The following is a 15,980-nucleotide window of genomic DNA, read 5'->3' as shown; positions in this document are numbered from 1 at the left end:
AGGCCATGGTGCGTGATCCCCGGAGCGCTCGGAGCGGGCCGCGGCACCTCGGCCCGCATTTAGTGACCAGTGGTTACTAAATGTGTTAGCGTCACCTCATGCGCCCTGCCGCCTGCTCGCCCGCCGAGATGTCGCGCTACCGCCGCGGCTACTGGTCCGTCGCGTTCACCTTCTGTGTGGTGATCGCGTTCTCCACCGCGCCGAGTCCCCTCTATCGGACCTACGGCGAGCGCGACGGCCTCTCCCCGCTGGCGATCACCCTGATCTACGCGGTGTACGCGGCAGGGGTGATCACGGCCCTCTATCTGGTCGGTCACCTGTCGGATATGTTGGGGCGCAGGTGGTTTCTGCTCTCATCGGTCCTCCTGGCGATGCTCGGCTGCGTGGTGTTCATGGTGTTTCCGCAGGCTCCGGGCCTCTACTGCGCACGAGTGCTCAGCGGACTGGCGGTGGGGTTGACCGCTGCGGCCGGAACGGCCTACATCACCGAATTGCATGCCGCACATCGCCCCGCGCATCTCCGGCACCGCGCTCAACTCCTGGCCGCCACCGCGAACGTCATCGGACTCGGCGCCGGTGCGTTCGTCGCCGCGGTGATCGCGACGGTGATGACGTCACCGCTCGTGGCGCCCTACGCGGTGTTCCTCGTGCTGTTGTCCGCGGCGGCACTGCTGATCGCGGTGGCGCCGGAAACCACTCGGCGCAGCCCGTTCCGGCTCCGGGACTACCGGCTGCGCATGCTCGCGGCTCCGCGCCGGGGTCGCCGGCGCTTCGTCGGTGCACTGGTGGGGGTCGTCCTGGCCTTCAGTTCGCTGGGGATGTTCGTCGGACTGTCCGGCACCGTCCTGTCGCAGACCCTGCATCGCCCGTCGCCCCTGCTCGCCGGATTCGCGCTGCTGGTGGTCTTCGGAAGCGGCGCGATCACGATGATCGCCACCACCACGTGGTCCACCCGGCAAACGACCTTCACCGGTGCGGCTCTGGTCCCTGCCGGGCTGATCATCGTGCTCGTCGACGTACTGGCGCCGCAAGCCGGACCGGTGGTGTTCTTCGTCGGGGCAGCGGTGGTCGGCGCCGGTGGGTGCCTGCTGTTTCGTGCGTCGTTCTCGGCGGTGTTGTCGGTGGCCGAGCCGGATCGGTTGGGCGAGACCCTGGCAGTCTTCTACCTGACCGGCTATGCGGGACTGTCGGTTCCGGTCATCGGACTCGGACTTGCGCTGCAGCACTTCACCATTGTGGACACGCTCCTGGTGTTCAGTGTCGCGATCATCGTCGGTCTGGTCGCCACCGCCGGCGTGATCGCCAGCCCCCTTGTCGAAAGGACGGCAGATGCCGTATAGCAAAAGTTCTGTCGTGCAGCTGGTTACAGGTCGCGGGATGCTCCGATGGCGTGCCGCGATCGTCGTCGCGGTGCTTGCTGCGCTGATCGGGGCCTGCGCCGCGCCGTCGCAATCGGCGGATCCGAGTGAGGGACGTCCACGCGTGGTGAGCTCCGCATACGGACCGGTCACGATCACCGGGTCGGTTCATCGCGTGGTCGCACTGTCGGCCGACTGGCTCGGCACCATGCTCGCCGTCGGTGCCCCTGTGGTGGGCTACCGGACCGACGGACCCGCGTCGTCGATGCCCGCGGCCCCGTGGCTGCAGAACACGTTGCCGGACTCGGCGGTCCGGCTCACCGGTGAACTGGACACCGCCCGGATAGCCGCACTGCGACCCGATCTCATCGTCGCCCCGACCTGGTTGGTGACCCGTGCGATCGGTGACCGCCTCGCCGAACTGGCCCCCACCGTGGTCGGAGACGATTCGGGTGTCGGCACCCGATCGGGTTCGTGGGAACGGGATCTCGCCACCGCCGGTACGGCGCTCGGGCGCGACGTCGGTCCACTGCGTGATTCGCTCGACAACCAGATCCGTGCCACGGCAGCCGCGCACCCGGACGCGGCGGGCAAGACATTCGCCATCGGTGTGGCGGGCGGCGGAGGCCAACTCGCCGTGACCAGCAGTCCGGATGCCTCGACGGCCAAATTCCTTGGGGCACTGGGACTTCATCTCGTCGAGATACCCGGTGCCACCGGCCTGCGGACGATACTCTCGGCCGAGAATGCCCGAATCCTCGACTCCGCCTACCTGCTGATCATGGGGTCGACGACCGCGACGTCGGCAACGGTGCGCACCTTCACCGCCGGTCGCCCGCCGACATCACCCACCCTCGAAGCGGATCTCCCGCTGCTCAATGCCTTCAACATTCCGGACGCGTCGTCGATCCCGGTTCTCCTGCACCACCTCGACGACGTGCTGCCGGCCTGAACGCCGTCGATGCCGCCCCACGCCGCCGATGACGGTCCGGTGCGCAACCACACCACACCGACGCGGACGACACGACGACCAGCCGGATTGGGTTCACGGTTGCGCATGGGTTACTCTGATCACCGCCCGATGAGCCCCCGTAGCTCAGGGGATAGAGCGTCTGCCTCCGGAGCAGAAGGCCGTAGGTTCGAATCCTACCGGGGGCACCACTCTTGACCAGGGATTTTGGATTCTGGCAGTCCGGAAAACCTCAGAGAATGAGAATCTGCGCAAGATCTGCACACAAGGATCGAATGCCGGGGCTGGCCCAGAGTGATCCGGTCATGACCTTTGCCGGAACCTTGCCGGCATCTTTCAGCGAATCATCCCGACTGTGGGCATTACGAGACAGCTTGAACGTGGCGTCTGTGTGGCCCAACCACGCCGCAATGACGACGGCTGGCACTCCGCCGTAGGTGCAGAGCCGCCCCGGCGCTGTGGCGGGCATCGTGGGGCGTGATATGGCACACTCCGGCGCGGTCGCACAGCTTCGTCCACTCACGGGCGCAAGGTCGAATCCGCCGTCGTGGGTGGCGCCAATCGTTTCAAGGTTGGTGCGCGAGTAGCCGTTGGAGCGGGCGCCGAAGACGTCGATGTAGTCGCGTGACTCGCTTCGTGAGAAGAGTGCTGCGACTTTGTTTCCCACTGAGTTGTCGCGGCTCAGGACTGGTCCGACGTCGAGAATTGTGGGAGGTTCTGATCTCCAGTCGTGGCACATCTCGACTTTGATTTCCTGCTGTCCGTCCGAGACGTGGAACCGTGCGAATGTTCCCGAGTGTCCAGCGAGGTGAGTTGTGAAACCCTCTGCCTCCCAAGCGGTGACAGCTTCCGCCATCGCTTTCTCAAACTTTGCCGGATCGTCCTGGTCGGTGAACAGATCCACATCGTCGGACGGTCGGTCGATGATGCCGTACGCGGCGACCGCATACCCACCAGCCAACGCAAATCCTCTAGCGTCCGAGCACGGCCGGCGCCGACCTTGTCACGCGCTTCTGAAACTCGTCCAACCCACTGCCCCCTTGCGTGTGTGTTACTGGTGGGCGGCCAGCTCCGGGAACCGATCCTCCCACTGCTGCACAATCCCGGCGGGGAGGTTCAGCGACAGCCACAGCCGCGTGAGTAGTGGCCCGTTGAGATACTCGACAAGTTCCTGCGCAGTCGAGGCCTCGCGCAGAACCTGCGAATACAGGCGGACCGCGTCTTGGGGATCGTCGATGTCGTACTCACGTGCAGGTCCCCAGTCGACGGCCACCGGTAGCCGTACCGATCCCGAGGTCGGTCCGCGTAGCTCGTCGAGACTCTCAGCCACTGGATGCGGACGCCGCACCACGGCGTCACGCACCGGCGGTGGTTGCTTCACCGGCCGGGCTGCCGCCACTGCACCGATCGCGGCGCGCAACAACTGCAGAGCAGGCCGGGCCTGGATGCCTGGAGGGCTCGTGTCGAGGACGTCGACTGCCGCTACCGGGGCTGCGACCTTGTGTCGACTCAGTGGTGAGCGGGGTACGAGGTCAAGGTCGCTCACCACGCGGATCGTGACGGCGGCCTGGCCGGCAGCATGCGAGTCGGACGCCTCGTCGAGGAGATGGTAGTCACGGCGGAGGTCGTCGACATCAGGTCCCTGCGCGTACACCTGCAGGTCTGCGACAGTATCGTCGGCCAGCGCGTGATGCCCGCCGATGATCACACGGTCATCGGCGCCGAGCGCCACGACGTCGGCGTCCGCAGCAGAGTAGCGCTGCGGTGTAGACCTGGTCCGCATCCACGGCACGAGGATCGTCTCGGGTGCAGCAGACTCCGCCAGTTGGCGGACCCGGGAGCGCACTCGGGAGGGCACCGCAACACGGGGAACTCTGGTATCCCCGGCGAGATGCCCGAGAATCGCCCAGTCCGAGAGTTCGGAGAGCGGACGCCCGGCAGGGCTACGGCGAAAACGGCCGAGATCGTCGGTGGACACTGCCCAACGCCCCAGAACCCGCTGCGCTGGGAGTTGACCAGCGGCGATGAGCGCGCGGACCCGCCGCTCACTAAGCCCTGTTTGACGCGCCACGTCGGCAACACTCGCCAGCTCGACGACATCCATGGGTTTCAATCCTACCGGAGACGGAATAATTATGTCACCCGGTGTTGACATCCTTGCCGGCCTCCGGCCGGTGTTGACTTATGGCCTGGCCTTGCGTTTATGGGCCGGCCTTGTGATCGCCTCGGCGGCTCCCGCCGCGACTACACCAACCGCAACGACTCGTCGCGACGCAACACGAAGAAGTACGGCTTCGGCGAGCCCTTGAGATCCATCGCGCCGATCACCGCGTCGTCGGAGATCCGGCGGAAGACGTCGTTGATGGGCAACTGGTCGTACTGCATCGTCGCGGTGTCCACGCCGCGATACCGCGTGGTGCGCAGTCGTGCTCGCGACTTCCCGGTCTGCCACAGTCGCCGGGTCGCCGCGATCGGCGTGACGAACGAGGCCTCCTTCACCGCCGGTGCCACCCGGGCGAGATCGGTGCCGCCGAACGCCAGGATCGGGTTCATCGCCCACAATGCGGAGCCGTCACGGGTGGGGAAGAGCAGGGGGTGCACCGTCTCGGCGTCGATGAACTGCTTACCCCACCAGCCGCTGGCGGCGAGCAGGCCGTCCATCGGGTGATCGGTGGGCAGTTCGGCGCCATGCCAGGTGCCGATCATCGTGTCGGTCTCGACGGGTTCGGCGGCGTCGAAGATCGCCAATGCATCGTCGGTGGTGGTCGGAACGGAGGGGAGGACGTCGCTGGCGTGCATGTGCGCAACCTTACGCCGCGGTGAGACGAATTCTGCAGAACGTTCCACACCCGCCCGGTTCGCGGATTAACATCGCGGCGGGTGATGTCGACGGTTGGGGTGGCCGATGAGCACACGTGTTGCGGCCCCGCGCTCACGAACGACGCGGACTCGGGTACGTGTACTGATCTGCTGCCTGGCAACACTGTTCGTGGCGTGCGCGGTGGGCACCCCGGCGTGGGCCGCGTCGCCGGCGCCGCGGGTCACCGGTCCGCTCACCGGCGGAGTCCACGACCGGCCCTGGGGCGCAGCGGCTTTCAACCCTGAGGACTTCGGCTACACCGAGCAGGAGTATCTCGTCTCCGGGACGGCCCACGCCTACGGCACCGCACGCCCGGACGTGCCGTATGTCACCCGCATGGTGGTGTATCGGCCTGCGGACCCGGAACGCTTCAGCGGCAACGTGACCGTCGAATGGACCAATGTCACCGCCCAGGTGGACCACGCCTTCGAGTTCTTGTGGCTCAACCGGCAGACCTTCGCCAACGGCGACGCATATGTGGTCGTCAGTGCCCAGCAGGCCGGGGCGTGCGGCATCCTGCTGAACGGGCAACCGATGATCGACGTCGGCGGCATCTCGGTGCCACCGTGCACGCCGGTGTCCCTGAAGGCCTGGGACCCGATTCGCTATGGCGCACTGTGGGTTCCCGACGACGCCTACGCCTTCGACGTGTTCAGTCAGGTCGGGTCCACACTGCGTAACACCACCGGGGTCGCGCCGCTGGGTGGGCTCGTACCCCGGACCCTCATCGCCATCGGGCTCTCGCAATCGGCGATCGCGCTCGACAACTACATCCGCACGGGCGCCGACGACGCCGCACGGGTGTACGACGGCATCATCATCGACGGCGATGGACAGATGACGCTTCCATCGCGGTATCGGGTACCGACGATGCACATCTGGAGCGAGGAATCCGGTCAGATGGGCGTGCCCACCGCGGCACCCAACCATCGCATCTGGTCGGTGGCCGGTGCCGCGCACGTCGACTGGTACGGCGTGCGTCAGTCGGCCGAACTCCTCCTGCACAACATCGCGGCGCTGCCGCCGATGACGGCGGCGAATTACCGGGAATCGATCGCGGCGTCGTCGGTCTACGGCCAGCAGGGCCCCAACCTGTCGGTGCCCTGTCTGGGCAGCTCCCAGTTCCAGCGTCGCTACGCGGTGAACGCGGCCGTGGCGGCGATGCAGCGCTGGGTGCGCACCGGTGAGCCGGCGCCGGTCGCGCCGCCGTTCGTCTACAACGGGATCAAACGCGCCGTCGACGCCCTGCCGGTCGAACTATCGTTGCCGCTGCTCGCCGGCGGCGGGCTGGACCTGGTCAAGCTCGGCGGGCTGCCGTGGGGCCTGCAGCGCGACGCCGTCGGAAATGCGCTCGGTGGGATCCGATTGCCGCAGATGGCGGTCCCGGTGGCCCGGTACGACGGCGCCATCTGCGGTCTGTTCGGCGTGACCATCCCGTTCGCACCCGAGGATCTCGCGCAGCGCTACCCGACACATCGGGTCTACGTCGATGCGATGCTGGCGGCGACCCGGGAATCGGTTCGCGAGCGGTTCATGACCCGCGCCGACGGGATCGAACAGATGCAGATGGCGTGTTCCTCGGCGATCCCCGACTGGGGCGTCACCCCGCCCGCCGCGCAGCCGGCGGTGTGCCGCAACCTCGACTCCGCCGTGTGACGCGCACATCACTCCGGTGACCTGAGATCGCGCCCTCCGTCATCGGCACCGACCGCCGGCCGGGGCGAAGCCGTCCCCGATGCCGCGCGGAATGGGGCGGCCAATAGGATGGTGACCTGTGACTCCCGCCGATCTTGCTGCGTTGCTCAGCTCTGTCACCCGCGCCGTCGTGGCCGACCACGGTCTCGACGCATCCGTCGTGCCCGACGCAGTCGTGGTGGAGCGACCACGCCATGCCGATCACGGTGACTACTCGACCAACGTCGCACTTCGGCTCGGCAAGAAGCTCGGCGTCGCCCCGCGGGAGCTCGCCGGTTGGCTGGCCGACGCCTTCGGCGCCACCGACGGCATCGACAAGGCCGAGGTCGCGGGCCCCGGCTTCGTCAACATCTGGCTGGGTGCGGCCGCGCAGAACACCGTCGTGGCCGCCGTGCTCGAGCAGGCCGGCGGCTACGGCCGGGGCGAGGAGATCGCCGACAAGGTGATCAACCTGGAGTTCGTCTCCGCCAACCCGACCGGGCCCATCCATCTCGGCGGTACGCGCTGGGCTGCCGTCGGTGACGCGCTCGGGCGGGTGCTGGCCGCACGCGGCGCCCAGGTCACCCGCGAGTACTACTTCAACGACCACGGCGCGCAGATCGACCGTTTCGCGCGGTCGCTGGAGGCCGCGGCGCTCGGCGAACCGACCCCGGAGGACGGCTACGCCGGCGAGTACATCGTCGACATCGCCCGGCAGGTCGTCGCCAAGGTGCCCGGCGTGCTCGAGCAGCCGGCCGACGAGCGGGTCGAGACCTTCCGCGCCGAGGGCGTGGCGCTGATGTTCGACCACATCAAGACCAGCCTGCACGACTTCGGTACCGACTTCGACGTGTTCACCCACGAGAACAAGATGTTCGAGACGGGCCTCGTCGACGAATGCATCGCCGAACTCAAGGCCAACGGCAACCTGTACGAGGCCGACGGTGCGTGGTGGCTGCACACCGAAAAGTACGGCGACGACAAGGACCGCGTCGTCATCAAGAGCGACGGCGAGGCCGCCTACATCGCCGGCGACATCGCCTACTACCGCGACAAGCGCAACCGCGGCTTCAACCTGTGCATCTACATGCTCGGCGCCGACCACCACGGCTACATCAAGCGGCTCAAGGCCGCCGCGGCATCGCTCGGCGACGACCCGGACACCGTCGAGGTCCTCATCGGGCAGATGGTCAACCTCGTCCGCGACGGCAAGCCGGTCCGGATGAGCAAGCGCGCCGGCACCGTGATCACCCTCGACGACCTCGTCGACGCCGTCGGCGTGGACGCCGCGCGCTACGCGCTGATCCGCTCGTCGATCGACGTCAACATCGACATCGACCTCGATCTGCTGGCCAAACAGTCCAACGACAACCCGGTGTACTACGTGCAGTATGCCCACGCGCGGCTCTCCGCACTCTCGCGCAACGCCGCGGAACTGGGACTGGCCCCCGACCTCGATCACCTCGATCTGCTCGACACCGCGGAGGAGGGGGATCTGATCCGGACGCTCGGCGACTTCGACGAGGTCGTGGCCACCGCCGCGACGCTGCGGGAACCGCACCGCATCTGCCGCTACCTCGAGGCGCTGGCCGGTACCTATCACCGCTTCTACGCGCACTGCCGGGTGTTGCCCCAAGGTGACGAGGAGGCCGGTGACATCCACCGCGCCCGGCTGGCGCTGTGTGCGGCGAGCCGACAGGTCCTCGCCAACGGGCTCGAGCTCGTCGGCGTCAACGCACCGGAGCGCATGTGAACGCCCATCCCGCCGGCCCCCGGCACGCCGAACTGCTCGCTGCGCCGCATCTGGCGCAGAAACCCAATGATCCGGCCGCGCTCGCCGAGATCCCCGCACAGGTGTGGCCGCGCAACGCCGCTCGCGTCGAGACCGGGGAACTGGCCATCGCCGGTGTCGGGGTCACCGAACTCGCCGAGACCTTCGGCACCCCGCTGTTCGTCATCGACGAGTCCGACTTCCGGTCCCGCTGCGCCGACATGATCGACGCCTTCGGTCCCTACGGCCGGGTGCATTACGCGTCAAAGGCGTTCCTGTGCACCGAGATCGCGCGGTGGGTCGATCAGCAGGGACTGTCCATCGACGTGTGCTCCGGCGGCGAGCTGGCCATCGCGCTGCGCGCGGGATTCCCGGCCGAACGAATCGCCTTCCACGGCAACAACAAGAGCTCGGCCGAACTCGCGGACGCCCTCGAGGCCGGTGTCGGACACATCGTCGTCGACTCGATGACCGAGATCGAACGACTCGACGCGCTCGCCGGTGAGCGCGGACTCGTCGCCGACGTGCTGATCCGCGTCACCGTCGGCGTCGAGGCCCACACCCACGAATTCATCGCGACCGCGCACGAGGACCAGAAGTTCGGTTTCGCCCTGGCCGGGGGAGTGGCGATGGACGCGGTGCGTCGCGTGTTCGCCACCGACAACCTGCGTCTGGTGGGACTGCACAGCCACATCGGTTCGCAGATCTTCGACATGGACGGCTTCGAGCTCGCCGCACACCGGGTGCTCGGCCTGCTCCACGACGTGGTCGCCGAATTCGGTGTCGAGAAGACCTCGCAGATGTCCATCGTGGATCTCGGTGGGGGACTGGGTATTTCCTACATCCCCGAGGACCGTCCATTGCCCGTCAACGCGGTGGCGGAGACGCTGGCCGAGATCGTCAGGCGCGAGTCGGCCGCCGTCGGGCTGCCGATGCCGACCATCGCCGTCGAACCGGGCCGCGCCATCGCCGGCCCCGGCACCATCACGCTGTACGAGGTCGGCACCATCAAGGACGTCGAACTCGGTGGTGGCGCCATCCGTCGCTACGTGTCGGTGGACGGCGGCATGAGCGACAACATCCGCACCGTGCTGTATCAGGCCGAATACGACGTGCGCCTGGTGTCGCGGGTCTCCGACGCTCCCGCGGTGGTGAGTCGCGTCGTCGGAAAGCACTGTGAGAGCGGCGATATCGTGATCAAGGACTGTTGGCTGCCGGAGGATCTGGCGCCCGGTGACCTCATCGCCGTCGCCGCCACCGGCGCGTACTGCTACTCGATGTCCTCGCGCTACAACATGGTGACCCGCCCGCCCGTGGTCGGCGTTGCCGGAGGACAGGCGCGGGTGATCCTGCGACGTGAGACCATTGACGATTTTCTGAGGTTGGAGGTGACCTAGGTGAGTGCGAATTCAGGCAACCCTGCCGTGACCGACCACACCGGGGGTGACGATTCTGCCGGCGACCGCAGCATCGGAGTTGCGGTCCTCGGCATGGGCAATGTGGGTACGGAGGTCGTGCGGATTCTCGACGAGAGTGCCGCCGACCTGCGTGCTCGCGTGGGCGCGCGACTGGAACTGCGTGGGGTCGCGGTCCGCGACCTGACCAAGTCGCGCAAGATCGATCAGTCACTGCTGACCGACGACCCGGACTCCTTGGTCACCCGCGACGATGTCGACGTCGTCGTGGAACTGATGGGTGGGATCGACCCGGCGCGCGGCGTGATCCGCCGGGCACTGGAGAGCGGCAAGTCGGTGGTGACCGCCAACAAGGCACTGCTGGCCGAGTACACCGGTGAATTGGCCGAGGCCGCAGCCAAAGCCAAGGTCGACCTGTACTTCGAGGCCGCGGTGGCCGGTGCGATCCCGGTGATCCGGCCGCTGACCCAGTCATTGGCCGGCGATTCCGTCGATCGTGTCGCCGGAATCGTCAACGGCACCACCAACTTCATCCTGTCGGCGATGGCCGAGACCGGTGCCGATTACGCCGAAACCCTCGCCGAGGCGGGGCGATTGGGCTACGCCGAAGCCGATCCGACCGCCGACGTCGAAGGGTACGACGCCGCCGCCAAGGCGGCGATCCTGGCCTCCATCGCCTTCCACACCCGTGTCACGGCCGCCGACGTGTACCGCGAAGGCATCACCGCGGTCACCCCCGCCGATCTGGTTGCCGCACGCAAATTCGACTGCACCATCAAACTGCTGTCGATCTGCGAGCGCTTGCGCGATGCCGATGGGACACAACGGGTTTCGGCGCGGGTGTACCCGGCACTGATTCCGCTGTCGCATCCGCTGGCCAGTGTCAACGGCGCCTTCAACGCCGTCGTGGTCGAGGCCGAGAACGCGGGCCGGTTGATGTTCTACGGGCAGGGCGCCGGCGGTTCCCCGACCGCCTCGGCCGTCCTCGGTGACCTGGTGATGGCGGCGCGCAACAAGGTGCACGGTGGGCGCGGTCCGCTGGAATCGACCTACGCGTCGTTGCCGATCGCCACCATCGACGAGGTGCCCACGCGGTACTACGTCTCCATGAAGGTCGCCGACCGGCCCGGCGTGCTCGCGCAGATCGCCGGGGAGTTCTCCAAGCGGTCGGTGAGTTTGGCCGCCGTGCGTCAGGAAGGCGCGGGTGAGGATGCCCGGCTGATCGTGGTGACCCACCGCGCCCCGGACCGCGCACAGTCGGAATGTGTTGCGGCAGTGGAAGACATGGATGAAGTGATCAAGGTGTCGAGCGTTCTCCGATTGGAAGGTACCGATGACTGACGCCCCCTCAACCCGACCCGCGCCGGTGCATGCGGGCTGGCCCGGACTCATCGAGGCCTATCGTTCGCGGCTCCCCGTGGCCGACGACTGGAAGGTGGTGACCCTGCTCGAAGGTGCCACCCCGCTGATCACCGCGCCGCATCTGTCCGCACTGACCGGCTGCGAGGTGTACCTGAAGGTCGAGGGCCTCAACCCGACCGGCTCGTTCAAGGACCGTGGCATGACGATGGCCGTGTCCAACGCGGTCAACAACGGCAAGACCGCGGTGCTGTGCGCATCGACGGGCAACACCTCCGCCTCGGCGGCCGCCTACGCCACCCGCGCCGGGATCACCTGCGCGGTGCTGATCCCCGAGGGCAAGATCGCAATGGGCAAGCTCGCCCAGGCGGTCATGCACGGCGCCAAGATCATTCAGGTCCAGGGCAACTTCGACGACTGTCTGGAACTGGCGCGTAAGGCGACCGCGGAGTTCCCCGAGATCGAACTGGTCAACTCGGTGAACCCGGCCCGCATCGAGGGGCAGAAGACCGCGGCGTTCGAGATCGTCGACGTCCTCGGCCGGGCACCCGATGTCCACGCACTGCCGGTCGGCAACGCCGGCAACATCACCGCCTATTGGAAGGGCTACTCGGAGTACTTCGCCGACGGCATCTCCACCTCGCGGCCCCGGATGCTCGGCGTCCAGGCCGCGGGCGCGGCTCCGTTGGTCAACGGTGCGCCGGTGGCCGACCCGGAGACCATCGCCACGGCGATCCGGATCGGCAATCCGGCCAGCTGGCATCAGGCGGTTGCGGCCAAGGAGGAATCCGGCGGACAGTTCCGTGCGGCGACCGACGAGAAATTGCTCGAGGCATACCGTTTGGTCGCCGGACGCGAAGGCGTCTTCGTCGAGCCGGCATCGGCCGCCAGTGTCGCCGGACTGCTCGCTGCCCACGCCGACGGCTGGATCACCTCCGGGGAGACCGTGGTGTGCACGGTGACCGGTAACGGTCTCAAGGATCCGGACACCGCGTTGTCGGGGATGCCGGAGGTCGAGGCGATCGAGGTCGACCCGGTGGCGGTGGCTCATGCACTCGGCGTGGCCTGAGGCCTCGGCGGCACCGCGAATGGTCACTCCGGATACGGTCTATCGGCAACTGCCCGAAGGCATTTCGACACGGGTACGAGTTCCTGCATCAAGTGCGAATCTCGGTCCCGGGTTCGACTGCCTCGGCATCGCACTCGGTCTGCACGACGAGGTGACGGTCGAGACCACGTCGTCGGGTCTGACCGTCGAGGTGACCGGGGAGGGCTCCGCGGAGGTGCCCCTGGACGCGAATCATCTGGTCGTCCGTGCCATTCTCGGCGGGCTGGCGCATGCCGGGTTCTCCGCTGCCGGACTGCATGTCCGCTGCGTCAACGTGATTCCGCACTCCCGGGGACTCGGTTCCTCGGCGTCGGCCGCGGTATCCGGTCTCGCGGCCGCATCGGGACTGCTCGCGGCGTCGGGTGTGGCCGACGCGTTGAGCGCCGACGAGTTGGTGCAGCTGTCGAGCGAGTTCGAGGGGCATCCGGACAACGCCGCGGCCAGCGTTCTGGGCTCGGCCGTGGTCACCTGGACCGAGGCGGCCGATGGCACTGCCCGTTACCAGGCGCGTCGGATGCGGGTGCATCCCGATATCGGTGCCACCGTGTTCGTCCCGTCGACGGAGTCGTCGACCGCGTTCGCGCGTGGGCTGCTGCCCGACGCCGTACCCCGCGTCGACGCCGTGCACAACCTCAGCCGTGCCGCGCTGGCCGTCGTCGCACTGACCAGCGACCCGAGCTGCCTGCTCGCGGCGACCGATGACCGGCTGCATCAGCCGTACCGGGCCGAGGCGATGGGGCCCACGGCCGACCTCGTGACCGGTCTGCGGGCACGTGGACACGCGGCCACCGTCTCCGGAGCGGGCCCGAGCGTCCTGGTCCTCGGAACCGGGCCGCTGCCGGCCGATGTCCGAGAACTCGGTGAGGAATTGGGATTCGTCCCGCGCGTCGTCGAGATCGCGGGCGGAGTCGAGATAGGCTGACGATCGTGGCCTCGGGTGCCGCGAAGCATCGCATCAAGCCAACCGGCGAGTTCATATGGAGTTCTGGGATGGGGAACACAATCGCGTGCGGGCATGTTGCTCGATGTGGAACAACGCGTTATCATATGGTCGTCTAGCCGCGACGGCTCGTTCAGCCATGTTTTCGGGGTCATTTCGATTCGCTGGTTCGATATGAGATGTCGAACCGGTCGCCCGGTCTCCGTCGGATCACCGGTTCACCGATAACACCCCACGAAAGCATCGCGCCGTACTCACGCCGACACTGTGGCGTTCCGCCACCCGGACGGAACCGTTCGGATGACGGAACCGTTTGAGTGACACAGCGTTCGTGTGACACAGCGCAGGAGTGACGCTCGCAGCACGACCACAATCTTTGACTCGCCCACCGAGGGCGAGAATGCCTGGCAGACCTCGGCATATCCGGGGATCACAGGTGAATTACAGCCCCGAGCAGCAATGATCTGCCGGGGTACGAAAGGACATCCGTGACCGATACGGACCTGATCACCGCACCTGCTCCCGCTGATTCCGATGCGGGGGAGGCGGGGAGTTCTGCACCGAAGACCCGAGCCCGAGCTGCGCGCACCGGACTGTCGGGCATGGTTCTCAGCGAATTGCGCGCACTCGCGGGCGAACTGGGCATCAAGGGAACGTCCGGCATGCGTAAGGGCGACCTGATCGCCGCGATCAAGGAACGGCAGGCCGGCGGATCGCCGAAGTCGGCCGACACCAAGGCGTCGGCTCCCGAGCAGATGGCCATCACCACCGAGTCGGCACCGGCGACGGCCGGCAGCCGCGGTCGTGGGCGCACCAAGACCGCCGACGCGGATGCCGCGTCGGAAGCGCCCGCCGCACAGGCAGCCGCAGAATCGGCGACCAAGGCGGAATCGGCGACCAAGACGGAATCGGCGACCAAGACGGAATCCGATTCCCGGCGTGGCGACTCGGAACCCGCCGAGAGCGACCGCCGCGACGCCGACTCGTCAGACGAGGCGTCGCAGGGCGGCAACCAGCGCAACCGGAACCGCAACCGCAACGGCGCCGCTCGCGAGTCCAACCAGAACCGCGACAACCAGGGCGGTAACCGGGACACCCAGGGCGGTAACAACCAGAACCGCGATGGTGGCAACCAGGGCGGCGCCAGCAACCAGGGCGGCGCCAATGGCCAGAACCGCGACAACAACCGTGACAACAACCGCGATGACGACGAGCAGGGTGGACGACGCCGAGGGCGCCGTTTCCGCGAGCGTCGTCGTGGACGTGACCGCGCCGAGGGTGGCAACAACAACGAGCCACAGGTCTCCGACGACGACGTCTTGCAGCCCGTCGCCGGCATCCTCGATGTCCTCGACAACTATGCGTTCGTGCGGACGTCGGGTTACCTCGCCGGGTCGAATGACGTCTATGTCTCGATGAATCTGGTGCGTAAGAACGGGTTGCGACGCGGCGACGCGATCACCGGCGCGGTCAAGGTGCCGCGCGAGGGTGAGCAGCCCAATCAGCGTCAGAAGTTCAATCCGCTGGTCCGCCTGGACACCGTCAACGGTGGCGAGGTGGAGTTGGCGAAGAAGCGCCCGGAGTTCGGCAAGCTGACCCCGCTCTACCCGAATCAGCGACTGCGACTGGAGACTTCGCAGGAACGGCTCGACACCCGCGTGATCGATCTGATCATGCCGATCGGCAAGGGGCAGCGAGCACTGATCGTGTCGCCGCCGAAGGCCGGCAAGACGACGATCCTGCAGGACATCGCCAACGCGATCACCACCAACAACCCCGAATGCCATCTGATGGTCGTGCTCGTCGACGAGCGCCCGGAAGAGGTCACCGACATGCAACGGTCGGTGAAGGGTGAGGTCATCGCGTCGACGTTCGACCGTCCGCCGTCAGACCACACGTCCGTCGCCGAGCTGGCCATCGAACGTGCCAAGCGACTCGTCGAGGCAGGCAAGGACGTCGTCGTCCTCCTGGACTCCATCACCCGACTGGGCCGCGCATACAACAACGCGTCGCCGGCCTCCGGTCGTATCCTCTCCGGTGGTGTCGACTCGACCGCACTGTATCCGCCGAAGCGTTTCCTGGGTGCCGCCCGCAACATCGAGAACGGCGGATCGCTGACGATCATCGCCTCGGCACTCGTCGAGACCGGATCGACCGGTGACACGGTGATCTTCGAGGAGTTCAAGGGCACCGGTAACGCGGAGCTCAAGCTCGATCGCAAGATCGCCGATCGGCGCGTGTTCCCGGCGGTGGACGTCAACCAGTCCAGTACCCGCAAGGATGAGCTGCTGATGTCGCCCGAGGAATTCTCGGTCGTGCACAAGCTGCGTCGTGTCCTCAGTGGACTCGATTCGCAGCAGGCGATCGATCTGCTGATCAGTCAGCTCAAGAAGACCAAGACGAACATCGAATTCCTGATGCAGGTGCAATCCAATGCGCCCGGCGCGATGAAGGACGACTGAGCGACCAGTCGATCGATGCCGATCTGATCACGGCCCCATCACCGTTCGCGGTGGTGGGGCCGT

The 15,980-nt window shown here is 67.0% G+C and carries 11 protein-coding genes, 1 tRNA gene and 1 pseudogene; 10 read left to right on the top strand and 3 right to left on the bottom strand.

What is annotated here, in order from left to right:
• Nucleotides 1–98 precede the first annotated feature (98 nt).
• The 3 genes from ABLE92_RS00245 (at nt 99) to ABLE92_RS00235 (ending at nt 2,519) form a co-directional block, all read left to right on the top strand.
• On the top strand, nt 99–1,340 hold the full coding sequence (locus ABLE92_RS00245; RefSeq protein WP_348802487.1) for an MFS transporter: 1,242 nt from the start codon (nt 99–101) through the stop codon (nt 1,338–1,340).
• A gap of 37 nt (nt 1,341–1,377) precedes the next feature.
• Complete coding sequence (locus tag ABLE92_RS00240) at nt 1,378–2,310, top strand: ABC transporter substrate-binding protein (RefSeq protein WP_348802485.1); 933 nt, start codon at nt 1,378–1,380, stop codon at nt 2,308–2,310.
• A gap of 133 nt (nt 2,311–2,443) precedes the next feature.
• Nucleotides 2,444–2,519: transfer RNA gene (locus ABLE92_RS00235), tRNA-Arg, on the top strand.
• 41 nt (nt 2,520–2,560) lie between these two features.
• Here ABLE92_RS00235 and ABLE92_RS00230 read toward each other — a convergent pair.
• The 3 genes and pseudogenes from ABLE92_RS00230 to ABLE92_RS00220 form a co-directional block, all read right to left on the bottom strand.
• Nucleotides 2,561–3,292: pseudogene (locus tag ABLE92_RS00230) on the bottom strand (nucleotidyl transferase AbiEii/AbiGii toxin family protein); the annotation flags it as partial.
• An 87-nt stretch (nt 3,293–3,379) separates the two neighbouring features.
• Nucleotides 3,380–4,432, bottom strand: a complete 1,053-nt coding sequence (locus tag ABLE92_RS00225; protein ID WP_348802483.1) for a helix-turn-helix domain-containing protein — start codon at nt 4,430–4,432, stop codon at nt 3,380–3,382.
• Nucleotides 4,433–4,572: 140 nt separating this feature from the next.
• Nucleotides 4,573–5,127: a DUF4334 domain-containing protein gene (locus tag ABLE92_RS00220; RefSeq protein WP_348802482.1), complete on the bottom strand. Its 555-nt coding sequence runs from the start codon at nt 5,125–5,127 to the stop codon at nt 4,573–4,575.
• A gap of 106 nt (nt 5,128–5,233) precedes the next feature.
• On the opposite strand from ABLE92_RS00220, the gene ABLE92_RS00215 reads away from it, so the two are divergent.
• The 7 genes from ABLE92_RS00215 (at nt 5,234) to rho (ending at nt 15,917) form a co-directional block, all read left to right on the top strand.
• Nucleotides 5,234–6,844: an alpha/beta hydrolase domain-containing protein gene (locus tag ABLE92_RS00215; RefSeq protein ID WP_348802480.1), complete on the top strand. Its 1,611-nt coding sequence runs from the start codon at nt 5,234–5,236 to the stop codon at nt 6,842–6,844.
• 118 nt (nt 6,845–6,962) lie between these two features.
• Nucleotides 6,963–8,615 (top strand): arginine--tRNA ligase, encoded by a 1,653-nt coding sequence (argS, locus tag ABLE92_RS00210; RefSeq protein WP_348802479.1) that lies wholly within the window; start codon nt 6,963–6,965, stop codon nt 8,613–8,615.
• Nucleotides 8,612–10,030, top strand: coding sequence for a diaminopimelate decarboxylase (gene lysA / locus ABLE92_RS00205; protein WP_348802477.1), 1,419 nt, complete (start codon nt 8,612–8,614; stop codon nt 10,028–10,030). The genes argS and lysA overlap by 4 nt, the downstream gene beginning before the upstream one ends.
• Before the next feature lie 27 nt (nt 10,031–10,057).
• On the top strand, nt 10,058–11,389 hold the full coding sequence (locus ABLE92_RS00200) for a homoserine dehydrogenase (protein ID WP_348803177.1): 1,332 nt from the start codon (nt 10,058–10,060) through the stop codon (nt 11,387–11,389).
• The gene (gene thrC / locus ABLE92_RS00195) at nt 11,382–12,476 is read left to right on the top strand and encodes a threonine synthase (protein WP_348802476.1); all 1,095 of its coding nucleotides are present in this window, start codon (nt 11,382–11,384) and stop codon (nt 12,474–12,476) included. The genes ABLE92_RS00200 and thrC overlap by 8 nt, the downstream gene beginning before the upstream one ends.
• Nucleotides 12,477–12,495: 19 nt before the next feature.
• Nucleotides 12,496–13,437 carry a homoserine kinase gene (gene thrB, locus ABLE92_RS00190; RefSeq protein WP_348802474.1) on the top strand — a complete coding sequence of 314 codons (942 nt, stop codon included), beginning with the start codon at nt 12,496–12,498 and terminating at the stop codon, nt 13,435–13,437.
• A gap of 506 nt (nt 13,438–13,943) precedes the next feature.
• The gene (gene rho / locus ABLE92_RS00185) at nt 13,944–15,917 is read left to right on the top strand and encodes a transcription termination factor Rho (protein WP_348802473.1); all 1,974 of its coding nucleotides are present in this window, start codon (nt 13,944–13,946) and stop codon (nt 15,915–15,917) included.
• Nucleotides 15,918–15,980 lie beyond the last annotated feature (63 nt).

Origin of the sequence: Gordonia oleivorans (assembly GCF_040044975.1) — a bacterium.
In the GTDB taxonomy this organism is placed as follows: Bacteria; Actinomycetota; Actinomycetes; order Mycobacteriales; family Mycobacteriaceae; genus Gordonia; species Gordonia oleivorans.
The sequence above is the reverse complement of the archived record's forward strand: the minus strand, read 5'-3'. Positions and strand labels throughout refer to the sequence as shown.